The organism is Faecalibacterium intestinale (assembly GCF_040096575.1).
Taxonomy (GTDB): domain Bacteria; phylum Bacillota; class Clostridia; order Oscillospirales; family Ruminococcaceae; genus Faecalibacterium; species Faecalibacterium intestinale.
On sequence record NZ_JBBMEN010000005.1, the window covers coordinates 25,097 to 49,127 of the forward strand.

19 protein-coding genes are annotated in these 24,031 nt (G+C 51.2%); 2 read left to right on the top strand and 17 right to left on the bottom strand.

The window, feature by feature from the left end:
• Window positions 1–27: 27 nt before the first annotated feature.
• From WMO20_RS05700 to WMO20_RS05755, 12 genes are all read right to left on the bottom strand, one after another.
• Window positions 28–2,244 (bottom strand): recombinase family protein, encoded by a 2,217-nt coding sequence (locus WMO20_RS05700; RefSeq protein WP_349186093.1) that lies wholly within the window; start codon window positions 2,242–2,244, stop codon window positions 28–30.
• Window positions 2,245–2,558: 314 nt separating this feature from the next.
• A complete protein-coding gene (locus WMO20_RS05705) occupies window positions 2,559–4,028 on the bottom strand; it encodes a glucosaminidase domain-containing protein (protein ID WP_349186094.1) in 1,470 nt (489 codons plus the stop codon).
• Window positions 4,029–4,098: 70 nt separating this feature from the next.
• Window positions 4,099–4,803, bottom strand: coding sequence for a LysM peptidoglycan-binding domain-containing protein (locus tag WMO20_RS05710; protein WP_349186095.1), 705 nt, complete (start codon window positions 4,801–4,803; stop codon window positions 4,099–4,101).
• Window positions 4,804–4,856: 53 nt separating this feature from the next.
• The gene (locus tag WMO20_RS05715) at window positions 4,857–5,270 is read right to left on the bottom strand and encodes a phage holin family protein (RefSeq protein ID WP_227200431.1); all 414 of its coding nucleotides are present in this window, start codon (window positions 5,268–5,270) and stop codon (window positions 4,857–4,859) included.
• A gap of 128 nt (window positions 5,271–5,398) precedes the next feature.
• Entirely contained in the window at window positions 5,399–7,681 is a 2,283-nt protein-coding gene (locus WMO20_RS05720; protein ID WP_227200429.1) for an SGNH/GDSL hydrolase family protein, read from the bottom strand.
• A 162-nt stretch (window positions 7,682–7,843) separates the two neighbouring features.
• A complete protein-coding gene (locus WMO20_RS05725) occupies window positions 7,844–9,634 on the bottom strand; it encodes an SGNH/GDSL hydrolase family protein (RefSeq protein WP_349186096.1) in 1,791 nt (596 codons plus the stop codon).
• Window positions 9,595–11,148, bottom strand: a complete 1,554-nt coding sequence (locus WMO20_RS05730) for a hypothetical protein (RefSeq protein WP_349186097.1) — start codon at window positions 11,146–11,148, stop codon at window positions 9,595–9,597. Before WMO20_RS05730 ends, WMO20_RS05725 begins: the two co-directional genes overlap by 40 nt.
• A 22-nt stretch (window positions 11,149–11,170) precedes the next feature.
• A complete protein-coding gene (locus tag WMO20_RS05735; protein ID WP_349186098.1) occupies window positions 11,171–11,839 on the bottom strand; it encodes a hypothetical protein in 669 nt (222 codons plus the stop codon).
• Window positions 11,839–13,794 carry a phage tail spike protein gene (locus WMO20_RS05740; RefSeq protein ID WP_349186099.1) on the bottom strand — a complete coding sequence of 652 codons (1,956 nt, stop codon included), beginning with the start codon at window positions 13,792–13,794 and terminating at the stop codon, window positions 11,839–11,841. The genes WMO20_RS05735 and WMO20_RS05740 overlap by 1 nt, the downstream gene beginning before the upstream one ends.
• 16 nt (window positions 13,795–13,810) lie before the next feature.
• Window positions 13,811–14,587, bottom strand: a complete 777-nt coding sequence (locus WMO20_RS05745) for a hypothetical protein (RefSeq protein WP_118524264.1) — start codon at window positions 14,585–14,587, stop codon at window positions 13,811–13,813.
• 14 nt (window positions 14,588–14,601) lie between these two features.
• Window positions 14,602–16,284 carry a phage tail family protein gene (locus WMO20_RS05750; protein ID WP_349186100.1) on the bottom strand — a complete coding sequence of 561 codons (1,683 nt, stop codon included), beginning with the start codon at window positions 16,282–16,284 and terminating at the stop codon, window positions 14,602–14,604.
• A gap of 26 nt (window positions 16,285–16,310) precedes the next feature.
• A complete protein-coding gene (locus tag WMO20_RS05755; RefSeq protein ID WP_349186101.1) occupies window positions 16,311–20,510 on the bottom strand; it encodes a phage tail tape measure protein in 4,200 nt (1,399 codons plus the stop codon).
• A 198-nt stretch (window positions 20,511–20,708) separates the two neighbouring features.
• Here WMO20_RS05755 and WMO20_RS05760 point away from each other — a divergent pair, with 198 nt between their 5' ends.
• Window positions 20,709–21,032 carry a type II toxin-antitoxin system Phd/YefM family antitoxin gene (locus WMO20_RS05760; protein ID WP_118574005.1) on the top strand — a complete coding sequence of 108 codons (324 nt, stop codon included), beginning with the start codon at window positions 20,709–20,711 and terminating at the stop codon, window positions 21,030–21,032.
• Window positions 21,029–21,364, top strand: coding sequence for a type II toxin-antitoxin system RelE family toxin (locus WMO20_RS05765; protein ID WP_118574007.1), 336 nt, complete (start codon window positions 21,029–21,031; stop codon window positions 21,362–21,364). Before WMO20_RS05760 ends, WMO20_RS05765 begins: the two co-directional genes overlap by 4 nt.
• Window positions 21,365–21,561: 197 nt before the next feature.
• On the opposite strand, the gene WMO20_RS05770 is transcribed toward WMO20_RS05765, so the two are convergent.
• From WMO20_RS05770 to WMO20_RS05790, 5 genes are all read right to left on the bottom strand, one after another.
• Entirely contained in the window at window positions 21,562–21,726 is a 165-nt protein-coding gene (locus WMO20_RS05770; RefSeq protein ID WP_173886593.1) for a hypothetical protein, read from the bottom strand.
• The gene (locus WMO20_RS05775; protein ID WP_173886594.1) at window positions 21,723–22,103 is read right to left on the bottom strand and encodes a hypothetical protein; all 381 of its coding nucleotides are present in this window, start codon (window positions 22,101–22,103) and stop codon (window positions 21,723–21,725) included. The genes WMO20_RS05770 and WMO20_RS05775 overlap by 4 nt, the downstream gene beginning before the upstream one ends.
• 66 nt (window positions 22,104–22,169) lie before the next feature.
• Window positions 22,170–22,997 carry an SPFH domain-containing protein gene (locus WMO20_RS05780; RefSeq protein ID WP_227200418.1) on the bottom strand — a complete coding sequence of 276 codons (828 nt, stop codon included), beginning with the start codon at window positions 22,995–22,997 and terminating at the stop codon, window positions 22,170–22,172.
• Between the two features lie 62 nt (window positions 22,998–23,059).
• Window positions 23,060–23,674, bottom strand: coding sequence for a major tail protein (locus WMO20_RS05785; protein WP_118524258.1), 615 nt, complete (start codon window positions 23,672–23,674; stop codon window positions 23,060–23,062).
• Window positions 23,675–23,708: 34 nt separating this feature from the next.
• Window positions 23,709–24,026 carry a hypothetical protein gene (locus WMO20_RS05790; RefSeq protein WP_112483370.1) on the bottom strand — a complete coding sequence of 106 codons (318 nt, stop codon included), beginning with the start codon at window positions 24,024–24,026 and terminating at the stop codon, window positions 23,709–23,711.
• Between the last annotated feature and the right edge of the window lie 5 nt (window positions 24,027–24,031).

Genomic DNA, 24,031 nt, shown 5'->3' on the forward strand with positions numbered 1-24,031 from the left:
TCCTTTCTTCCAGCCTTGCAACTGGTCTTATCTTACATGCCTCTTCCGCTGGCTGCCGTCGCGCATCGTATGCCCGTCATAATAGCTTGCGGTATTGCGGTAATCTTCAATATTGGAATCCATCTCTACCTCGGTCTTGGTGTCATCGAACCAGTGGACCGTAAACTTCAGCGGTGAATGGATCGTGATGGAGAGGAGGAAGGCCTTGCAGTGTTCTTCGGTCACTCCATTTAGAAAGGCCATCGTACCATCCCGCCCCGCCGGAAGTTGCTTCATCCACTCGATTGCCTTTTCCCTTCGTTCATAGTCGCCCTCCAGTTCTTCCCAGTAGTCTTCCATATAGTCGAGCTGTTCGGTCAGTTTCTGCTCAGTGTCCGTGTCCTTCTGAATATCACACTCCAGTTTCTCAATGAGCTTTTTCTTCTCCTCAATAGAAGCAGGGTCGATCATCTCGTCACCGAGAAGTTCCAGACGGGTCTGCATCACATCCACCTGACTTTTCAGGAGCCGGATCTTCTTACTGGTGCTTTCCACACTGGTGTGTGCGGCCGCTATCTGCTTTTTATAAAAAGCACGGTCGCGTTCCATAAAATCCAGCTTCTGAATGCTCTCCAGCCGTGCAAGCATCTGGCTTACAAAAGAATCTGCTTCCGGGGTGAAGTTGTCATACTGCTCTTTGAACCGGCCGCTCATGATGTCTGCCACAGCCACGTTGTCATGGATGGGCTTAAGCGTCAGCCGGAACCGCTCCAGAACTGCTTTACGGAAGGCTCGGACAACCTGTTCCTCGTATACTTTTTCTGCATGGCAGATACGGTTTCCTGTCGTCCGGCTGCTCGTCGGGCACCGCCAGATGGGATAGTTCCCATTTCCGTTTGTCACATGGAAAAAGCGGCCGCACTCCCCGCAGATTAGTTTTTGGGAAAACGCTCTCGGCTTCTTGCCGGATCTTGTCCTGTTATATAAATCGCTGTTTACTTTTACGACTTCCTGTGCCTTTTCAAACAGGTCCTCGTCAACGATTGCCGGATGATGGTTCCGGACAAAATACTGAGGAACTTCGCCTTTGTTGTCCCGGACTTCATGTGTCAGGTAATCCGATGTGAACTTCTTCTGGATAAGGACTGCACCCATGTACCGCTCGGCACGGACGATCCGCGTGATATTCCCGCCTGTCCATCCATCCAGTAGATCACTGTTTAACTGCCCTTTCTTGGATTTTTTCTTTCTTACTCTCACTGCGTCGGTGACAGGAGCCGGAATCTTGTCCATGTTCAGTCCCCTTGCAATCTCCGTATAGGCTTTCCCTTCCACGACTTCATGGAAAATGCGCCGGACGACCCTGGCTTCTTCCTCAACGATCTCAATATCTTTATACTCATATCCGCTCTCGGAGGTAACCATCTTCCCATTGTAGCGGTATCCGTACATGATCTTGTTTGGAACATCCCCCTTCGGAAAGCGCATCTTCTGCCCCAGCCGGATGTTGCTGGAAATGCTGCGGCTTTCTTCCTGTGCAATGGCTGCCAGTGTCGTAAGGATGAAGTCGCTGGTCGGGTCTGCCGTATCCAGATTTTCTTTCTCGAACAGAATCGTTACCCCGCAGTCATGCAGGACATCCAGTGCACTCATAAAGTCAGCCGTGTTTCGGGCAAATCGTGATATGGACTTGCACACAATGCGGTCGATCTTCCCGTCCTTACAATGACGCATCAGTCGGCGGAATCCGGTTCTCTTTTCCTTGGAAGTGCCGGAGATGCCGTAATCGGAGTACACACCGACTGCATTCCATGCCGGATTATTTTCAATCAGCTGGTTAAAGTATTTTTCCTGCGTTTCATAGGAGTTCTCCTGGTCGCTCATGTCCGTAGAAACGCGGATGTAAGCTGCCACATTAAGGGTTCCGGCTTTCTTTTTAGTAGCCCGGAAGGTCGCCGTCGAAACGAACTTGTTATCCTGCGGTTCTTCCGGTGTGAAGAGCTTCATAAACTCACTCTCCATACTGCTCTGCAGCCGTTCTGCAATGTCCGGCTCTGCCATGACCTTTTTGGCATCCAGAGCTTTCTGGATAAGAGCTGTGATACCGGCGTCCACGATGTCTTTTGATTTTTGGGGTGTCTGTTTTTTATCTGATGCGTTTTTTGGTTTTTGTTGAGTAGACCTGCCTTGGTGCGTATCAGCCAGTGGTAAAAAAGAAGCTGTGGCAGCATCCGTACTTTGACGAACATCTGCCACAGCTTCCACAGGTTTCTTTTTTCCAAGAGCGGCTTCCAGTAAAGCCGAGACATCCACAGCAGATGCATTTACTCTCTTCTGCTGTTTCTGCTGTACTGTATTCTTCACAGTCTTTTTCTGCAGATTTGCAAGGAAATCCGTACCAGTACTCATAGTTTTCGCTCCTTTCCTGCCCGTTTTCTTCTCTTTGGGCAGTCACATATTCCCTCTGTTTCGTGATATTATCAAGTAATTTCGGCGCAGAAAGACGGAGAATAATCTGGGAGATTATTGTCTTATCTGCACGATATGTACGCCCCGCCCGGTAAGGACGGGGAGTGTTTTTAGATACGGGCCGCAAAGTCAAGTGCGATCCACCCTGCACCGGATTTCAGCTTGCCCCAGCCCTTCGCAGAACCAGCACCGGCAGATTCTGCCACGATAGTAAACACGCCTTTCCCGGTGTAATAACCGGTCTTACCGTAATTCGTGCCCGGTCCCTTGCGGATGTTGAGGTCTTTAATGGATACACGCACAGTATACGGGACTGAAGACTTCGGTTCCGGGTAGACGGCCTTACCCGCCGGGTCAAAAACATAATAGCCCGGATTCTTATCTGCACACTGTTTTGCATAGGTGAGGTCGTGGAACGCACCTTTCTGGGAAGCGGCATTCTGCCAGCTCTTACGGACACGGTACCAGCCGGAAATAGTGGTGCTTTCAGAATCCTTTATCGCATCATACTGCGTCAGGTTCCAACGCTCGATGATATTGCAAAGGTTCTGAACATAGGTGTGGCTGGTAGCATAACCACCATCCTTGATGATCTGTGCCGCTTTCTTGTAATCGGTACAGCCTGCCAGACCCTCATAGCGTTTCCTGCTGCCACTCATCGCTCCGAGCAGATATGCTGCATGGTCGGCAATGGAGTCTTCCACACAGGCGTACTTGCGGAAGTCAGCAGTGATCGTCACATAGCTGCCATCGGTATTCTGCTCCTGCGTTTTCTTGGGATAGACAGACTTGCCATCCCAACTGCTGCCGCTCCAGCTGTTCCCGGAAAGCGAGGTCTTCATGCCGAAGCAGTTATTGGCATTTTGTGCCAGCTCAGATTTACCGTAGCCGGATTCCAGAATGAACTGTGCCATCGACACGCAGGCAAGGATGCCAGTGGTTTTCTGGTTCGCAGTAAACAGCGGGCCAATCTTTGCCACTGCCTCTGCTTCCGAGAGATTTTTCAGCGAAGAAGCCTGCATGCCGGATGAGGATGAACCGCCCAGTGCTGCAGTTACCCTTGCGGCCAGATCACCCAGGCGGGCATACAGCCAGTTTCCAGGGCAGCTTTTATTCGCAAACCAGCGGTGAACGGTCAGCACCATTTCATCTGCCGCCGGAGCATAGTTGAGTGTCTTATTTTTATCACCCAGCCACAGGAGCTTCTTCTTCCCGTTACGCTTGCAGATATCAATGCAGAGCTTGACCAGAGAGTCATATACGGCACTGTTCATGGCATACGGCTCATTCATGTCGCTGGCGCATTCGATGGTGACCGCCCTCTGGTCATTGGCATTGCTGGACGAACACCAGCTGCGGTTCTTTTCTTTGACACAAAGCGACACACGGCCGTCTGTGCCGATGCCGTAGTTGCAGCTTGCCTGACGGCTTGTGCTGGTGAAACAGCCGCAGATGCTTTCCGCAGAAAGCTGACCGACCACACAATGCGGTGTGATGCGGTCGATGCTGTGTGTCCTCTGCCCGGAATGGTTCGGGGAGAGCTTAGTGTAAACAACGAGTGGACTATTGGTATATCCCATAATGATTTCCTCCTGCTAAAAAAATTGAGGTCCAGATCACTCTGAACCTCGTACTGTGGTTATTCTGTTGTTACGGAATCAGCAGTTTCATGCCGACCCGGATGGCATTGGAAGTCAGACCATTCAGCACACGGATATCTGCACAGCGGCTGCCGCTTCCCAGTTCCTTATCTGCGATTTTCCAGAGATTATCACCGGGAACAACGGTATAGATTCTGCCAGCTGTGAACGCATAGGTGTCCGCACTGTTCAGGACATATGCGACACCGGCCTCTGCTTCGGCACATTTGATCTTCAGCCAGCCATCACAGAACTGCACGACTTCCACAAGGGCATTCTTCTTGTAGACCGCTACGACCTCTGCATCCAGACTCGGCTTTTTGCGGATGTTCATGAGGGTCTTGAGCTTGCCGTAGGCAATGGTCGCCGGAAGCTCCTCCGCAGTCGGGAACTCATTCTCATCCACTTCGTCTTCAGCTTCTTTCTCCGCCGGGATATCTTCCACAGGGGTTGTGTTTTCCGGCTTATCTTCCGGGATATCGTCCACGACTGCTTTCTCCTCGTTCTCATCTGCACCAGTATCCGGGACAGCCTCTTCCGGATAGATCACGTTGCCGTCATTGTCGAACACTCGGCTGCCGGGGTTCTCATCACACTTGGCTTTTGCATTCGCCAGCAGACGGTACGCGCCAAACTGGGATGCCTCATCTTCCCAGACTTCTCGCACACGGTAATAACCGGTCGTCAGTTTTGCGGGATACTCTTTCTTACTCATGGTTCATTCCTCCTAAAATTTGAGGGAGAGGCTGTTACACCTCTCCCCATTGATCAATCGTCCTTATTCTCTCTTTCTTCCTTCAGCTGTGCCAGCATCTCCTTGAGCTTCTCCGGCACGGGAAGACCGATAACGGCTGCGTTTTCGAGGCAGCTCAGGCCTTCATTCGCCAAATAAAAGAACACCACTGCTGTACGGATGGCCGCTCCATTCTGGAGGATCTGTGTGTCGATGATGTTGGCAATACCAACCAGCACAAAGATACACACCTTCTTGGCGATGCCCTTAAAGCCAACTTCAGAAGAAAGCTCATGCTTGATCGCTGCCGCCAGCACCCCGGTGAAGTAGTCACAGACCACGAACACCACCAGTGCATACAAAAAGCCGTCAAACCCGCCAAAGAACCAGCCCAGGAAACCACCCAGACCTGCGAACATCCATTCAATCTTGTCGATCACATTCTGCATAATCTTGTCCTTTCCTGCCCATTTGGGCATAAAAATAGACGGTCAATGCCGCCTTGTGTATACTCCTTCTATAATGAACACCGTTTCACAGGCATTTGGGAGGTATGTCTGTCAGGGACGGTGGAAATTTAATAGAATTTATTGTCCAATCCAATAAACTCAATCTCACGGAACTCATTCGGATTCTTCTTCATGATCCAATCAATATAGGTAGAAATAATCATGGCACAGATAAAGTACCCGACTGCATTGTAATGACCGCCACGTTTCTGCTGATAGAGAAAGCCAGAATTATACAAAGCTGTTCCATAGGTATACAGATCAACCAGATAGACGCTCTTAAATATTCCTGCAATCTCCCGAACTGCCGAATTGTAGCCAGCATTTTCTACAGATTTTAATGGATCAGTCAGAATAAAAATTTTAGCTTTCGGCTGCATTTCCTGAATCTTCTGAATGATCTTTCCGTAATTGCCATAATAGGTGTCTGGATTCTGTGTGTAGTCGCCGAGATTGATATCTTCCACCGTACCAATCTTGTACTTTCGATTGTTTTCATTTTGTCCAAGACCGATAATATAAGCCTCGCACTTATGATTTCCATCAAAGCACTCCGTTGCAAGCGAACTGGAAAGGAACGTATCACAACGCAGTCCACCCTTAGACCAGTTGTAATAGGTATTCCCGGTCATTCTAGCAAGATACTGTCCCCAGGAATATTCAAACAAATCCTTCCCTCCTGTGGTGCCATCGGCTTTTTTGTATACTGCTTCTCCGCTTGCAAGGCTGTCACCAATGCAGCCCACATGACGAAATACGGTCATTAAACCAGCATCATTTCGAATCCGTTCCAGAGGATTATCTGAGAGATTCAAGCCTAACAGATCATTGATTCCTGCTGTCAGTCTTTTTTGGATATCTTTTTCCAATTTGTCTTTTGTGATTGCTTCATCAGCAATTTTCTGCGTAGTAATTGCAGCATCTTGTACCTTTCCGGTAGATACGACCGTATCCATAAACCAAATCTTGGCAAAATCTTTTAAATTTTCTTTATACATGGTCAGGCGGATATACGCAGTACCCTTGGGGCAGATAAAATCCGTGTAGCTTAAAATACCACCCTTTTCCTGATTGTACTTCAATCCTGAAATATACTTTTTGTCCTGATCATAAAAAGCAAGACCTGAAACATCAGTGGAAGCTGTACTCATACTTGCGCGTAAAAGGCATTTACTTCCACCATACGGGAACGGCAGATAGTCCTCTGTTGCAAAATAGGTGTTTGTTCCCGGTGTATAAGTCCGCAAATCACCCTTCGCACGTGCAATATACAAATCCGGTGTCAAAACAATCTCCAGCGGGATTTCCAAAAAGGCAGCATTTTTCACCTGCACAGCGTTGTCACACAGTTTCTCTGATGTTATCGCTTCATCCGCGAGATTATCCGTTTCAACACTTTTTTCTGCCAATTTTTCATGTGTTACCGCACGATCCACCAGATGCCCCACTGAGATTCTATAATCATCCAACCAGATACCCACGCCATTGAGATTGTCCTGCCCCATACAGCTCATGCGTATATAAGCAGTTCCATCTGGGCAGAAAATTCTGCGAAATGCCAGTTTCTTAGTTTCCCGATTGTAATCGCTTCCGCTGATAAATTTCTTATTTGCATCATAAAATGCAATACCTGATTTATCGCTTTCAACTGTGGACATGGCAGAATATACTTGAAGCCAGCAGCCTCCATATGGAAACGGAATATAATCCAACGTGGCAAAATAAACATTTGAGCCCTGAGAGAAATTATCTAGCCCACCATATTTTCTCGAAATATACTTATCTGCAGTCCAAACCAGTTCTGGAGTAATGTCCAAGAACGACAGGCGGCTTCCATTTACTGCACCTTTCAAAATACCCTTGCCACTTCCAATTGCTCGAATATGGGAACCGACAGAACCGTATTTCGTTCCCTCTTCATCTACTCTTGCATCCACAACCTCTGCTGCATAGTCCTTATCCTTGTCAGTCGAAGCAGACACATTAGCATCCAGTCGCTTGTCCAACGTATCCATACGGCTGTTCAGCTCTGCCTTGTTGCTATTAGTAAGGCTTTCAGCAGAATTCACCCGACTGTTCATGTTGGATTCTGCGGTATCCACATACTGGATGAGACGTGCTTCTGTATCTTCCATTTCCTTGACAGCCTCTGCGATCTGCGCACTATAAAGACTGTATTGCATCCAGTAAATTTCATCCGAGATTGCAGTACCGACCGGCACAGGTCTTCTGCTGATATAGCTCTCACCGGACGCCTTATCCAGAACGATACTGAGTTCTTCGTATTCCTTATTGATATCCCATACACCATCGTGTTTCGGAACAATTCTTCTTCCAATAAATTTAGACATAGGATTCTCCCTTCTGCCGGACAATTCCGGCTACAACTACTATCGGTTCATCCAGCAGATTGGGAGGCCCTGTCTTGGGAAAATCAAGGGTTACATAGTACCCCCCCCCCCGAATTTTCTGACGATTCATCATATTGTTTCCTTTCCCGGCATAATGCCGTTTTATTTGCTGTCTTCCGTCAGCCATGCACGGATCTGGCAGTAATAGCCGTCTGCCCATGCCTGATAGCCTCTTCCGGACGGGTGGATGCTGTTGGTCAGCGTCCGGCTGGTTTCCGTGAATCGGTTCGTCACCGGCTTATCCGAATACGGAAATGCCAGACGGCGGTCCGTGCGAAGACCGTGGGCAAAACAGGTCACGTTTTTGCGATACTTGCCAGCATCAAATGCCTTGATCAGTGCAAGGTTCAGCGTGTTGATGCTCATATGGAAGATACCCATGCTGGAACCGCACTGATAAGAATAATCCGAGCCGGGACCACAAAGACCGATACCGATCTTGCAGTTCGGGAAGCCCGTTTCCTTATCCAGCAGCGCATCGATGAACTGCTTCGCCTGATCCACGAACTTCTGCACCTCTGCTTCCGTGCGGTACAGTGTAGTGCCCTGTGACACATCATTGGTGCCAAGTGCGATCAGAAAGTAATCGATGCCCTCATAGCCGTTGGTCTCGCAGTATTTCTGGAAATCCAGACGGCCTTTGATCTTGTCCCAGAACGCATTCGTTTTGCCGGCGTAATCCGTATCTGCCAGATACCGGGCAAAGGTCCAGCTGCCGCGTCCTTCGTGCTTGCCGCCAGACGGTCCTCTCGTTCCCAGCTGGTGGATCACGCAGTCATTATCCTCTGCCAGCAGACGGTACACTTCCGTTGCCACAGAACCATTGTCCACGAGAGAGTCTCCACAGATGCAGATATTCTTCGTGAGCTTGTCCTTCAGCTTATGGTGAACCCTGACCTGGACAGGTTTGGACGATACCGTATGGCAGTCATCTTCATCCAGACGGCAGACGGTCAGTGCAAAATCCGTACTGTCCTTCGTCGGCGTGTAGTTCATGCAGTACTCGTTCCGGGTCAGGCTCGGTGCATTCGTGCCTCTGGCGAGCACATACAGATTTTCCTTGCCATCGTGGCGGGAAAGACAGTCAAAGAAGATGGAAAGCTGGCGTCCCTCCATGCAGTCCCAGTGGGACGGGGTCACGATGTCATCCTCTACAGCCGGAGTAATGGCTTTCTGCACATAATCCGTGATACGCTTCGGGATGAAAGATGCCGCGTTATCTGCGAAGAGATCACCCGCTTTGTATTCCTTACCGCCCACAATGAACTTCACATCCGGGTGAATGTGCGGATTATACAGCTTGCTCTGATACCAGGATGCAATATAGAAACCATTCGTGCCCAGCTTGCGGAACAGGCTGGTATCGTACAGGTTGATGGTTCTCGTGCCAGCATCATAAGCAAGGATGCGCATCGGCATACCAAATGTCGAGCTGGGTGTGTTAAATGCCATCTCTACCGGATCGCCTGCCATGATCCACTCATAGTGGAACGTATCCGGAACACCCAGACACTTGGTACTGACCTGGATCGTACCGGCATCCTGGTCAATGGTAATACCGCCGCTTGCCAGATACATATGGCGGGAATCCTTACCGGCAAGATCCGTGCGGAGCTGCTGAAAGCGGTCCTCATACTTCTTTTCGATATAGGAATCACGCCGTTCTTCATCGAAAAGCTCACCAGCCTTATAAGTCGTGCCATCCAGCACAATGCTGAAAGAGGAACCCATGTGCGGATACCAGAAATGGTTTTCATACCATGCAGCGATATAGTAGCCGTTTACTCCCAATGCCCGGAACTGTGCAGTGTTGTAAAGATTGATCTGATCTATGGACGAGTCATAGGCAAGGATCAGCATGTGATGCTTTTCTGCTTCCGTACTATCCAACATCGGTACCGGCTCCTCACTAGCACTGATCCAGTAGTAAGCACCGTTATCGACAACCGCCAGGATACGTTTCGTGACCTGAATGGTGCGGTTGACCGTATCGATCGCAAACTGGCCTGTAGCGAGGAACATCTTTGCTGAACGGTACTTGTGCCAGGTATCGCAGTATTCGCAATCTTGGCTGGATTGCCATAATCAATCCCGTTGATGACTGTACCGCTGCTCGAAGGAGCTGCGTACACCACATTCCAGTCAAAAAAGACCGCAAACACAAAGCGGCCCTTTGTGAATAGATCGCCCCAGCTATCGCCGCTTGTATTTTCCACCTTAATGACAGGGACTTCTGTCTTTTCTCCCGTCTCGTTTGCGGATGCTTCCGCACCATCATAGTAGATCGCCCACCATTTTCCCACTACTGCAAAGTCAAACGAGGTACTGTTTTCCGCCACCAGTTTCGTCTGCTCGTACTGTATACCATTTGTACGGCGGCAGACATACACGCTCTTTCCCTCCGGGAATGTGACTGTCACCTTGCTGCCCGTGAACCTGATATCCACGCTGCCGTTCATCCACTGCCAGCCTGTTGCGTAATTTGACAGCAATCTCATCGGGAGCATATTGTCATAGAGGTACACCGAGAGCTTCGAGAACAGCTTTTCATTGGTGGTGACAGAGATGAAACGGGTATTCGGAAGCAGTGTGATCACATAGTTGTCATAGACCTTGCCGCTCTCTGCCCGGAAACAGCCACCGAGGAACTTACGGTCCATGTCATAGCAGACCACGTTGTTATAGTCATCCCGGCCGCTCATATAGCCGAACTGACCGTCCACCAGAATCGCATCACCGCTGACCGGGACCATGTGCGCCACGCGCCAGCTTTCCGAAGCTACAAGGTTGCCGTTCTGGTTTGCGTAACCATTTTTGATCACCCAGTTCTTCATGATATTCTGCATGGAACGCACCCTGCCGACCGCACGGATATTGTCACCGGCTGTGGGATAAGTCTTTCCCTCATCATCCACACGGGCATCTACAAGCTCCTGTGCATAGTTGGCATTTTTATCTGTAGATGCCTTGACGTTGGCATTGATCTGGGCTTTCAGCGTTTCTGCAGTCTTATCCATCTCGGACTTACTGGCCGCAACCGCACTGTTTGCGGCATCGACCTTCTGGGTGATATCCGCTACATCCTGTGCGGTCATCTTGCGCAAGGCTGCCACATCTGATGCAGTATCTGTACGAAGCTGCTCTACATCTGCCGCAGTATCCTTGCGGAACTGCTCCACTTCTTCTGCCGTATTCTGACGGTACAGAGCCATCTGTTCCGAGAACCGGGAACACATCGCCCAGTATTCCTCCTGTGACAGAAGCGTTCCGGCCGGTACAGGTTTCCGGCTCATATAGCTGTCGCCTGTGGATTCCTCATACACAATGGTAAGAGGCTCATATTCTTTTGCTTTGTCCCAGACACCATCATGGCGAGGGACGATTCGGTTTCCGATATATTCCGACATATTTTCCCCTTTCCCGGCTCTATCAGCCGTTTGTAAACTCTACGATCAGCCGTCCGTCACCGCCCATTGAGAAGATGAGCTTCAGACCGTCTTCAGTGGTGAAAGCAAGATAGCCGTCATCCGTAACCGTACAGTTCAAAAGATTTTCAATGAATTTCTGGATGGTGCTGGATTCCGACTTGTCACTGAAACCGAGTCCATCCTCCGACACAACAGCAAAATAGCCAGCATCCGTGATATACACTTCCAGCAGTCCCTGACGGATGGCTTCCACAACACCGGCGTAGGTATAAGTGGCGATCTTGCCGTTGTTGATGGCTGCCCGCTCCACCTTCAATGTGAGGGAAAACGAACCAAGAACATCCCCCGCTGTGCTGAGCATAACAACATCCAGCGGAAACCGCCCGGCCTGCGCCGTCATGAAGGTCGTGATTGTAAAGACGACCGCCCCATTTTCAACAAACACAAGGTCGGATGCCGTCTCGCTGGTGTAATGAAAGATCGTGCCGTCCGGTCTGGTACCGGAACAGGCAACGATACAGTCCTGCGGTACAGAATACTGTACCGAGTTGTTATACAGGACACATCTGACTTTCCGTGCCCTGTTATCATACTGTTTGACCGGGACTGTCACCGGGATCAGATTCTCCGTCAGTGACAGCTCCACTTCCTGATAAATGCTTGTGATCATTACGCACTCCCTCCTTCCTGATCCGTCTTCTTGTCATCTGTTTCTTCTTTGTTTTCCGTATCCTTATCTTCACCACCCGGCTTTTCGATATCTGGTGTTTCTGGCTCGGTCGGTGTGGTCGGCTCGGTCGGTTCCGTCGGCTCATAGCCAATGGTCTGCCACCGTTCTCCATCCCAGAGCTTTAACCGAAGGTTCTTCTTATCGACCCAGAGCGTATCTGCTGCCGGGGCCTCCGGTGCGGTTTCCGATACCGGGATACTCGGCTGGTACTTTTCATCCAGTTCTTTTTCAACCTCTTCCGACAGCTTCTTCGCCACACTGTATCTCTCGTCCAACTCCTTTTGCAGATCTTCTGAGATTTCCGTAAGGGTGCCATACCGCTGATCCAGTTCCTCATACAGCTCTTTGGACAGCTTTTTGGCAGTTTCGTACCGCTGATCGAGTGTTTTCTGAAGCTCGGCAGAGATAGAGGTCGCTGTTTTGTACCGCTCATCCAGTTCCTTCAGCAGCTCCTCGGAAAGCTCCGTGGCTTTCTTGTAGCGGTCATCCAGTTCCTTGAGGGTTTGTTCCAGCAGGATCGCCGTCCTGACTGCCGTGTCATCCGACTCCCAGCCATAGCCCCACGTTTTACCGCCATCCGTGGATACAAACAGCCCGGCAGAGCTGTTCTTCCATGCGACCGTGGACTGTTTCAAAGTCGCCGCATTGAATGCATAACGGGTCGTGTTTCCCTTGCTGTCCGTCTCATTTTTATAATGTAGTCCAAACAGCGCAGCAAAAAGCGTACCGTCATAAATGATGGATGCCGTGATTCCACCGACCTGCTCTCCCACTGCTGTCTCCGCACGGACTGCCGTATCGTAGGCAATCGTTGCTGTATTCCGGATGCTGTTGAGCGAACCAGTCAGAGAAGAATTCCGGCTGCTGACCGTGGAGTTCGACAGCGTAATGCTGTTATAGCGTTCCAGCAGCGCATCATACTCGGTTTCGGTGACTTTGGAACTGACCTCAATGCCCAGCTTTGAGATATACACATGGACCGTATCACAAAGGGAGACACGCTCTGCTTCCACGATGTCCTCATACCCCGGCGTATTCCAGAGCTGTAAAAAGTCGATCTTGATGTCGATCTCCGGCTCCGTTAAGTCCGTGGTGTCGATATAGTTCTGTGCGTATTCCCGGAGTGCCGCTTCACTCGGCTTTTCCTGAAAATTGCTGGTACAGTCCAGCACGGTAACCTTCTGGTAAGGAATTGACCGTTTGCTTTGCAGCACCACCTTCTCCGGCAGTTCCATAACCGCCTGGGTTTCATTGTCCACCCAGTACGGATGCACACCAGTGATCGTGTTCTCGATGGATTTCTCCATCTTGAAGTCTGTCAGGTTCTTCCCGTAGATGATGTGGACATTGTGATCCGCACCTCTGGTTTTATGAAACTTGACCGTGTAGCGATCCCACTCAAATTCACCGCCGAAGGTATCCAGCACGGAAGCATCCATGCCACCCAGACAGTTACGGAAGGACGATGGAACGCCCAGCGTAAAAGTTGCACTGGAGTCCACATCCGTCCAGACATCGAAAGGGCAGTCAGAAGCAGCGTGGCTTTTCAGCCCCTGCATTGCTCCCGCACACCCAGTCACTGAGAACGGGGAAACTGTGATGAAGTTCAGCTGGTAGGAAATGTGCCGAGCCTGAACTTCCAGCTTTCCATCTATCGGGGTCGTGATCTTGTAGATGCGGAACGGCTGAGACTGCATGGTATCGGATGGCTTGGCAAGGATGATATTCCCCTCCTCCAGCATCTCTGCATGGATGCCATCTGCCGGACAGACCAGCTTCAGTTCATAGCTTCCGTTTCTCTTTTCCGTTACGGTACAAGACTGTGCATCTGCCAGCTTTCCAATACCGTTATGATTGAACTTCATCTCTGTTGATGCATATAAACATGGGATCACTGGCTGCACCTCCCTCTTACAGCGTCCACCAGCGTGGAGTCACCTCCACCGCCGTGATGCCGCCTGTCCATGCGATTTGTGTCTTTCCCTCCGGCAGTTCCGGGAAATCATCCGAAAGGATGGTCTCATTGCAGAAGCCGGAAGCGTTGTAAGCGTTGTGCGTTTCACAGTTGAGCAGCACGTAGTCCTTGATGCTGTGGATGGTGATCTTCTCCTCACCCACATACAGTTCGCCGCCAGAATCCCCGTAGATCTTGAAGATAGGCTGTGCCGGAAAAGCGAAGGGGTTCTTTAAGGTCGACCTGCCATCCAGCCGGATCACCCTCTGCCCATCCACGCTCCAACGCTGGGGCTTACAGTTGAATGTCAGCTCCATCTCAGCGGCTTTCTGGGCTGTCACATCAAATTCCAGGGCGTCCTTGCAGACTGCCATCCGGAAGAAATCCGGGTCGTAGGTGTCCTGCAATTTCTGATACCCGATCGGAGATAACAGCCATGCCTTGACCGCTGCGGTCTTGGCAGGCAGACCGTTGAAGAAAAATGCCTTATACTTGATATCCACGTTCTGATACCTACGCCTGCCTGTCCTTGCATTCTCGGTGATGATGTCCCCGTTCCTGCCGGGTACGGAGGTGCTCTCCACATCCGCAGCCGGGGAATCATACACACCGGGACCAGACAAATATAAAAGGAAGTCCTTGCTGGACTTCCCGGCAAAGGACAGATACTGTCTGGCATATCTGCCTTTGAGCTGAAACTGTGATACTGTCTGCTTTGGGGTGTTATAGCCCATACGCATCTCCTCCTTTACTTGAAGACCGAATCATCCTCGTGGATCATGCCGTTGATCTTATCGGCAACGGTCTGTGCGAGTTCATCATCGTTCCGGGCATTGTAGCCGTTGACCGTGATATATACGCCACCAAGGTTGGTCGTCCGGGTGGTACCGCCTCCGGCCAGAGCCGCCTGCGGGAAGTTCCAGCCAGAGCCATCGAAGTGCGGCAGGGTCAGTTCCGGCAGACTGAAGGAACTGATGCCCTCCATACCCTGCTGCACCTTTGCTGCCATCGACCTGATCTGGCTGATTAGTCCGCCCTCGCCTTTCTTGATGCCGCCGGAAAGCAGCTTCATAAAGTCTGGCATATAGGTGTCCGCATCTGCCAGAGGTCCTTCATCCGGCACAGAGAAGTGCAGGAACGAACGGATACCGCTTGCCACACTCTTGACCGCACTGCCGACCCAGCTCACACCCTTTTTGATGCCTCCTGCAATACCGCCAACGATATCCTTGCCCCAGCTGACTGCCGAGGAAGCCACGTTCTTGATACCGCCCCAGATGGACGATGCCACGTTGCCGATGGCAGAAGCCGCATTGGAGATACCGTTCTTGATGGCATTTACTCCATTCGAGAATACCGAAGTGACCTTGTTCCAGATATTCGTGACTCCTTCCCGGAAGCCATCGCAGTTTTTCCAGAGAGCGGTCAGTCCAAGACCGATGCCGCCAACGGCTGCCACTGCGATACCTGCAGGACCCGCCAGGCCAGCAAGTGCTGTGCCTGCGGATGCGAGGAAACCACCTGCGGAGCTTGCTACGCCTGCAAGAGCCGTACCCGCACCTGCCGCCAGACCAGATACGGCCGTGCCAACCGAGCCGAACAGTCCTGCGATTGCGGAGCCGGCAGAACCAGCAATTCCGCCCAATGTGGAACCCACACCAGACAGAAGCCCAGAAAGACTGCCGCCTAAGCCACCGATCTTCGTCACTACACCGGAAAGCAGCCCGCCCAGATTCGACAGGATTCCCCCACCGCTGGAGCTAAGGCTTCCCAGCTTCGAGATAATGCCAGTGATGCCTTCTCCGAGGCCGCCCATCTTGGAAGTCAACCCGGAGATCAGGTTGCCAAAGTTCGACACGATCTGACTGCCATCTGCACTGCCGATTTTCGACAGGAAACTGCCGATGTTGGACAGCAGGCCGCCGCCGTTCTCTGTGCCGAGAACATTGCCGAGGTTCTGCATCGTACTTCCAAGGTTTCCGATGGTGTTCTTCATGGAACCGAGCTTGTCCACAAGCCCCGTGACCGTATTGACCGTGTCACCGACCTTGCTGATGCCGTTGCCGAGGCTCTTTAAGAAATCCGAGTTGAAGGTATCGCCAAGGCTGCGGATCGCATTCCCAAGGGAACTGGTCTGAGAACTCAGCTCTCCGATGGATGTTTTCATATCCGCAAAGCCCTGCTTCACCTCATCGCTCATATTTCCGACAGCGGCTTTTGTAATCCCCTGCAGGTCCGTCCAGAGCTGCTGGAACTGGGTCTTCACCCCGGAAAGCCCGGACATCAGCTGAGACTGGATACCGCTTCCCACATCCCTTGCAGCACTACCGATACCGCTCTGACTTTTCTTGATCGTAGTAGCAAAACTGCCGACCACGGAATCCATCCAGTCGCCCAGAGAATCTACCGGGGTCGTAAGGTTGTTGCTCATAGACCCGGCAAGTCCCTGCACGGCTTTCACCACCGACTTGACATTTTTTTAATGCCGGTCGCCAGCAGCTTCATGAAGTCGGGCATATAGGTATCTGCATCAGACAGAGGTCCTTCATCTGGTACAGAGAAATGCAGCAGACTTCTGACCCTGCTTGCGACATTTTCCGCCGCTGCGATCACGGAACCGGCCGCTGCCCGGACACCTGCCGCCATCTGGGAACAGATATCTGCGCCCCAGCGGTATGCAGAAGAAGCAATCGAACCGAGCGAGTTAAAACTGCTCCTGATACTTGCAACACCGGAAGAAACCGTGCTGCGCAGGCTGGACATTGCCGAAGACACCGTGGACTTGATGCTGTTGAAGGCAGAGGTCGTGGTGGATTTCAGTGTGTTCCAGCCGCTTGTGGCCGTACTGCGAACTGCGGATACAGAGGAAGTTGTAAGACTCTTGATGCTGTTCCATGCAGTCGTGATGACCGTCTTGATACCATTCCAGCTGGTGTTCGTCAGAGTTTTCACTGCGTTCCATGCGCTTGTCATGGAAGATTTGACAGAAGCAGTTGCCGAAGTAGTCAGAGACTTGATTCCATTCCATGCTGTGGTGATAACACTCTTGATACCGTTCCAGCTGGTCGTTGTCAGCGACTTTACCGCACTCCATGCACTGGTCATGGAAGATTTGACAGCTGCTGTCGCAGAGGTCACATTGGATTTCACCGCCGCAAAGCTGGTCTGGATGGTGGTCTTGATGCTGTTCCATGTGCTCGTGGTACTGGTTGTAATGGAACTCCATGCGGATCTCATCGCGGCACTCACACCTGCCGTTCCGGTCTTCACCGTCTGGCTGATGGCCGCCCAGCTCTTACTGTATGCCTGCTCCACTCCCCTCATGGAGTTGGTGATGGAAGTAGACAGCGTGGTGGACAGATTCTCTGCCGCCGCAGTTACAAGGCTGGTGTTGGTCGTGATGCCGTTTGCCAGTCCCTGCATGAAGTCCGGCATCCAGCTTTCCATATCTGCCAGAGGCCCCTCATCCGGCACAGAGAAGTGCAGGAAAGAGCGGATACGGTCCGCCACTCCCGATACGGCGCTTGCCACATCCTGAATCCTCGACTGGATACCGGACACAATGTTGCCGATCATGTCCGAGCCCCACGAGAATGCCTGTCCAGCCAGACCCTTGATAAAGGAAACTGCACTGTTAAAGCCGTTCGTGATGGTGGACTTAATACCGGAAATGGTAGAGGAAATCCCGGATTTCATCGAGTTAAAAGCTGTGGTCGCCGCGCTCTTGATGCTGTTACTGAGGGACGAAACCGTAGACTTCATGGCATTCCAGCCGGAAGAAACCACCGATTTGATACCATTTACCACACCGGAGATTTTGCTGCTGATGGCGCTCCAGATGGAAGAAACCGTGGACTGGATTGCTGAAAGGACAGTCGAAATGACCGTCTTGATTGCATTCCATGCCGTACTCATCCGGGTCTGAATGCCAGTCAGCAGCGGAGACAGGAACGATACAATAGCGTTCCATACAGTTGTCACCGCGGTCTGGATTGCAGTTAGCACCGTAGATATGGCTGTCTGGATCGCGGACCAAACCGTAGAGAAAGTCGTCTGCAATCCAGTCAGGATCGGAGTCACAAAGGCGACGATGGCGTTCCAGATGGAAGTGATCTTCGTCTGGATCGCAGTCAGTGCTGCACCGATCAGGATCTGAATTGCCTGCCAGATGGTTTCAAACAGATATTTGAACGCATCCAACAGAGGTTTCATGGTGTTGTAGATGCCATTCCACACCGAAGTGATCGTCGTGCTGATGGTGTTCATGACCGTAGAAATCGCAGTCGAGATCGCCGTCCACACAGTTGTCACCGTGGTATGGATCGTATTCAACACAGAAGAAACGGCTGTGGAAATGGCAGTCCAGATGGTGCTGAAGGTCGTCTGGATACTCGTAAGGACAGTCGTAAAGAAGCTCGAAACTGCAGTGAACACAGTCGTTGCCACACTCTGGATAGCAGAAACTGTGTTTGAAAAGAAGCTGCTGATTCCGCTCCACACGGTCTCAAAGAAGCTCTTGATACTGCCCCAGACCGTCTGCCAGTCCGTACCGAACAGCCCAAGAAACACATCCAGTGCGCTCTTTAATGCGGTAAGAGTCGTAGAGAATACAGACTTCACGCCATCCCAGATACTGGAGAAGATACCCTTCACCGCTTCCCATGCGCCACTCCAGTTGCCGGAGAACACATTGGAAAAGACATCGAACAGACCCAGTAAGGTATCCAGAACGACGCCGAGGATGGTCGAAATATTCTGGAATGCTCCCTCAAACAACGGGGCAAGCACCTGACAAAGGCCATCCCAGACTGCTTTCAGTACCTCGGTGACATCCTTAAAATCAAAGCCCAGCCCATTGATCCGCTGTGTCAGCTGATCACAGAACCCTTTCACCTTGGAAACGATGTCGTTCCAGATACCGGTAATGGCAGTACGGAACTCCTCGTTCGTATTCCAGAGGTTCATGAACGCCGCCACCAGTGTGCCGATGACCGCCACCACTGCTACGACCGGCCCGGACAGACCACCCAGAACCACACCCAGCTTGCTGAACACACCGCTGGCACTGCCCACATGGGTGATAAGAAGCCGGACACCCTTTGCAAGAGAACTGAATCCCCGCATCGCTGTGCCGACGGTCGATATGGTCTTGCCAAGCACAATGAGCAGCGGACCGATGGATGCCGCCAGGAGCCCGATCTTGATGATCGTTTCCCTGGTACCCTCATCCATGCTGTTGAGCTTGTCCACGAACTGCTGCACGGCAGATACGATCTTGCGGATGGTGGGCATCAGGATATCGCCAAAAGAAATAGCCAGCTCCTCCAGCTGAGATTTCAGGATGGTGAGCTGACCATTTAAGTTGTCCTGCATGGTTTCTGCCATGCTCTCGGATGCGCCGTCACAATTTTCAATGGCACCACGCAGTTTGTTGATGTCCGTCTCGCTGGAATTCATCAGGGCAAGGAAACCGGACATCGCATTCTTGCCGACCAGTGCCTCTGCATTGGATGCTTTTTCAGATTCGGTCAAGCCGGAGAATGCTACACGGCAGTCTGCGAGGATATCGTTCAGGCTCCTCATACTGCCATCTGCATTGCTGGTGGCAATCGTAACCTCACCGATGTTCTTGCCTGCAAAGGTCACTTCACCGGAAAGGTTGTTCATGATGGTACGAAGGGACGTACCAGCCTGCGAAGCCTTGATACCACTATTTGCCATAAGTCCGATGGCTTCTGCGGTATCCTCTGCCGAGAACCCCAGCGCACCGGCAATAGGCGCACAGTACTTGAACGTCTCGCCCATCATGGAGACGTTGGTGTTCGCATTGGAGGAAGCGGCTGCGAGGATATCGGCAAAATGCCCAGAATCCGCAGCGGATAAGCCGAACGCGGTAAGGGCATCGGTAACAATATCTGAAGTCGTAGCGAGGTCTTCACCCGAAGCGGCCGCGAGGTTCATGACGCCCTCGATGCCGTTCAGCATGTCAGAAGTCTTCCATCCGGCCATGGCCATGTATTCCATCGCCGAAGCTGCCTCGGATGCAGAGAACTTGGTCTTTGCACCCATCTCACGGGCTTTCGCACGGAGCTGGTCAAAGTCATCCCCGGTCGCACCGGAAATGGCAGAGACCTTACTCATCTCGGAATCAAAATCGGCTGCGGTCTTCACTGCGGCAGTGCCAAGACCCGTCACAGCGGCAGTCACCGGAAGGAACTTCTTGCCTACATTCTCCACAGAAGATCCGATGTTCTGGAGCTTTTCTCCAGCTTCATCGATCTTGGCAAGCGTCGCATTGGTAGTAGCCGCCTGATCCTGTAAGGATCGCAGATTCTGTTCGGTCTCCACGATCTCACGCTGAAGAGCATCGTACTGCTGCTGGGTGATCTCACCGTTGGCAAGCTGCTCATTAGCCTGCTGTGCGGCAGTTTTCAAAGTTGCCAGCTTTTCCTTAGTGGCTTCAATGGCATCCTTCAGCATCTTCTGCTTCTGGACGACCAGTTCTGTATTGGAAGGGTCCAGTTTCAGGAGTTTGTTGACATCCTTCAGTCCGGACTGCGTCCCCTTGATTGATTTGTTTACACTTTCCAGTGCTTTGGAGAGCTTTGTGGTATCGCCGCCGATCTCAACGGTGATGCCCTGGATTCTGGATGCCATTTGCGTAACCACCTCCTCGCAGGCATGAAAAAAGCCCATCTGCACGAAGCAGACAGGCTAAAGGAAAAAATGCTATTAGCTGTGTATCAAAGTCATCCTTTCAGCATACAATATATTTATCAGTAAATTTATCGACTAACCGGTTGATATTTTTGCAAACGTGTGCTATAATGCAATCAAAGAAAGGAGTTGACGATTATGGCTTCTGTTATGAGTGCTATTACCAACACTGTTCCAATCACCCAATTCAACCGTGGTCTTGCCGGAAAAATATTTGAAGATGTCAAGCAGTGCGGTGCCAAGGTTGTTATGAAAAACAATGCTGCCGAATGCGTTCTCATCTCCCCGGACGAATATGTCCGTTTAATGGATGAATTAAATGATGCTCGTCTGCTGGCTGTTGCTTCTGAACGTATGGCACACTTTGATCCCACCTCTTTGATTTCTGAGGAAGAAATGAACCGCCGTCTCGGTGTTACAGAAGACGATCTCGCCGGTTTTGACGAGGTAGAAATCGAATGAGCTGGAAAGTTGAATACCTCCCTGAAGCAGAAAAAGACCTCAAAGGTTTAGATGGTAGCCAGCGCAATCTTGTTCTGAAAGCCATCAAAAAAGTTCAGCAAAATCCACTGCCTGTTGATGAACAGGGCTACGGCAAACCGCTCGGCAATCACAACAGCACTAACCTTGCAGGACTTCTGAAAATCAAACTCCGCTCTGCGGGTCTGCGCATTGTCTATCAGCTTCGACGTACTGAGACATCTATGATGATTATTGTCATTGGAGTCCGTGCTGATGAAGAAGTGTACGAACTTGCCCAGAAGAGAGTTCTGAAGCACGAAAAGTCCGATTGACTTTTTCTGCCTAATCGACTATACTTTGATGATGATCAGGTTTCGGTAACCTTGCGAGGTCCGAGACCGGGAAGATGACCTTCGGGCCACCTTCTTTCTCCCCCAGTTGTGCACGGCTGGGGGATTTTTTATACCCATTGCCAGACGATTGTGCTTATTTCATTCACAATATAAGCACGTTCGTCTGTTTTTTCGCCTTAGAACCGGTCAAAGTCCTCCTGCGATGCCAGTTCCTTATACGGATACTCGTCGTTCTGCCGCTCCGTAAACATATCATTGACCAACCCGATGGTCAGCAGGTCGAGGTCGGCGATGCTGATACCGAGCTGTACACAGCGCAGCAGAAAGAGCGGGGTGGTCATTTCCCGCTCACTTTTTCGAGGTTTTTTCTGGATTCCACCTCCGTCTGCACGTTCAGACCCCACAGTTCGATCAGCTGGGGCAGGATCTGGTAGATGGAGAAGGTGTTGAACTGGTCCAGAAACTCCTCCGGGCTGTCCGGCACCTTTGCCGGGTCCGCATGACGAGCCATCAGCCATGCCAGGTCCTCGAACATCTCCAGACTGAACAGGTCGAGGTTGGAATTGTCCTCATCGTTCTCCCCCACGCTCTTTTCCAGCTGGCGCAGGTCTTTATAAATGTCACGGCCAAACTTGATGCGGTACAGGCGCGGCACGGCGGCACTTGCCTTAAAAGTGACTTCCTTGCCATCGATCTCGATTTTCTTCGTAACTGCCATAATCGTAATCCTCCAAAATTTCATGTAAAATTGGCAGAGCCGAAGCCCTGCCGTATATCGTGTTTCTTACTCTGCCGGGTCAATGCTCACCAGTGCATTACCGCCGCTCACAGTAGGCAGCTTACCATCCCACTTCTGGATCTTCTGGTACTCGATCAGCGTATCGGACAGGCTTTCTGCCAGTTTGCGGTTTGCCTCTGCCTGTGCTTCTGCGGCAATGGAAGTCTTCTGGGCTTCCGCCTCTGCATTGGTGATTGCCACCTGCTTATCCGCTTCTGCCTTGGCAATGGCGGCTTCATTCTCGATCTTCTGCTTATCTGCATTCTGCTGTGCAATGGACTTCTGCTGGATGGCTTCGTTATAAGCATCCTCGAAATTCATGTCGTTGATGACGACCTTGTTCACAAACACAACGTCCTCACCATATTTCTGCACAAGGGATTCTGCCAGCTTCTGTTGTGCCAGAGGCTCAATCTTGGTGCGGTTTGTCACCTCATTGGGGCCAAGTTCAGCCATCGCAGACTTGATGGCAGATGCCACCAGCTCATCACCAACCAGATTCTTGATGTCGGACACATTCGCATACAGCCATGCACTCTTCTCAGGAAGCACCTGATAGGTCACGATCACATCAGCGGCATACACAGGGGTCTTGTCGGAGGCTTCGCCCCAGACCTGCGCTTCGATGTGCTTATCCTGCTGCTTGTTGTTGACCTTGTGGATGCTCTGCACAAAGGGAATGCAGAAGTTGAGCTTGCCGCTCTGAATGGTGGTTTTCTGGATCTGACCGAAGCTGGTCTTCACGCCCGTGTAACCGGTGGGGATGATGTGGAACGAGCAGACAGCCAGCACCAGAACGATGATCACTGCGAACAAAGGAAAAAACTTCTTCATAATCGTATACCTCTTTATAATAATGTAAGCAGAGCCGAAGCCCTGCAGTGTGTGTCGGTCACTTAGCCCTGCGGCTCCTCGGTGTGACTGGTGTCTTCGGTGTCCACAGCTTCTGCCTGCGGCTCGTAGACCGCATCGTACCATTTGTTATAGACATCATCGGTGGTGTTAGTACCGGTCTTTGCCTTGACATAACCGTTTGCCAGAGGGGTTGCCTGCAGGTTCAGAGTGTCCGTCTTGACTTCCTTACTGTCCTCATTGGTCTCACCCTCGATGGACGGACGGCTTGCCACACAGTTGTACAGCACATGACGGATGTGGCGCTGGTCGCCATCGAACTCAAACAGGAAGGCGAAATGCTCCAGTTCCACATTGGCGTTCTCAGCAAGCACGCCGTTGCCATCCAGCTCCTCGTGCATGATGTCCGTGAGGAAGCTCTCCGGGATCAGTGCGATTTCCAGATCACCCTCGTAGCCGGAGTTGTTATTCACGACATAGTAGGCGATATTGTCCGCATAAAACGGCTCGATCTCGCCATTGGCATCCATCGAAAGACTGACTGCACCGGGGATGCGGACCGGCTTCGCATAGGTGACACTGCCATCTTCGTCAAAGGTCGCCTTTGCATAATGGCAGTTTTTCAGGCCAAATTTGACCTTATTGCTTTTCTTCGACATAGTGTTCCTCCCATAAAAATATCCTGCATGAGCATCACACAGTCAGCTCATACAGGACTTCATACATTTTTTCGGTTTCGATCCAGACCTCGCTTTTCTCATAGTAGAGTTCGTGTGCGGTCAGGACTTCTTCAATAGTTGCTTCCATATCCGGGTCTTTGTAATCGGTGTACACCTCGATGTCCAGCCGGTTGAAATGGTGGTACACAAGGTTATCTGCGCCGAAATTCTCGGCTTTCGGATACAGGAAGCAGATAAACGGTGGATCAGGACTCTCCCCTTCTGCGAAATGGTCATACGCATAAGGAAGCCCCATTTCCTCCACCAGAGCTTTTACTTCTTCGTGGGTCATTGGTT

Bases quoted from the DNA above. Each gene is read 5' to 3' on its own strand.
- WMO20_RS05730 (WP_349186097.1), bottom strand. From the start codon at position 11,148: ATGTCGGAATATATCGGAAACCGAATCGTCCCTCGCCATGATGGTGTC.
- WMO20_RS05725 (WP_349186096.1), bottom strand. From the start codon at position 9,634: ATGTTGGATAGTACGGAAGCAGAAAAGCATCACATGCTGATCCTTGCC.
- WMO20_RS05785 (WP_118524258.1), bottom strand. From the start codon at position 23,674: ATGTCGAAGAAAAGCAATAAGGTCAAATTTGGCCTGAAAAACTGCCAT.
- WMO20_RS05765 (WP_118574007.1), top strand. From the start codon at position 21,029: ATGAGCTGGAAAGTTGAATACCTCCCTGAAGCAGAAAAAGACCTCAAA.
- WMO20_RS05790 (WP_112483370.1), bottom strand. From the start codon at position 24,026: ATGACCCACGAAGAAGTAAAAGCTCTGGTGGAGGAAATGGGGCTTCCT.
- WMO20_RS05770 (WP_173886593.1), bottom strand. From the start codon at position 21,726: ATGACCACCCCGCTCTTTCTGCTGCGCTGTGTACAGCTCGGTATCAGC.
- WMO20_RS05750 (WP_349186100.1), bottom strand. From the start codon at position 16,284: ATGAGCAACAACCTTACGACCCCGGTAGATTCTCTGGGCGACTGGATG.
- WMO20_RS05775 (WP_173886594.1), bottom strand. From the start codon at position 22,103: ATGGCAGTTACGAAGAAAATCGAGATCGATGGCAAGGAAGTCACTTTT.
- WMO20_RS05745 (WP_118524264.1), bottom strand. From the start codon at position 14,587: ATGGGCTATAACACCCCAAAGCAGACAGTATCACAGTTTCAGCTCAAA.
- WMO20_RS05705 (WP_349186094.1), bottom strand. From the start codon at position 4,028: ATGGGATATACCAATAGTCCACTCGTTGTTTACACTAAGCTCTCCCCG.
- WMO20_RS05715 (WP_227200431.1), bottom strand. From the start codon at position 5,270: ATGCAGAATGTGATCGACAAGATTGAATGGATGTTCGCAGGTCTGGGT.
- WMO20_RS05780 (WP_227200418.1), bottom strand. From the start codon at position 22,997: ATGAAGAAGTTTTTTCCTTTGTTCGCAGTGATCATCGTTCTGGTGCTG.
- WMO20_RS05760 (WP_118574005.1), top strand. From the start codon at position 20,709: ATGGCTTCTGTTATGAGTGCTATTACCAACACTGTTCCAATCACCCAA.
- WMO20_RS05720 (WP_227200429.1), bottom strand. From the start codon at position 7,681: ATGTCTAAATTTATTGGAAGAAGAATTGTTCCGAAACACGATGGTGTA.
- WMO20_RS05755 (WP_349186101.1), bottom strand. From the start codon at position 20,510: ATGGCATCCAGAATCCAGGGCATCACCGTTGAGATCGGCGGCGATACC.
- WMO20_RS05710 (WP_349186095.1), bottom strand. From the start codon at position 4,803: ATGAGTAAGAAAGAGTATCCCGCAAAACTGACGACCGGTTATTACCGT.
- WMO20_RS05735 (WP_349186098.1), bottom strand. From the start codon at position 11,839: ATGATCACAAGCATTTATCAGGAAGTGGAGCTGTCACTGACGGAGAAT.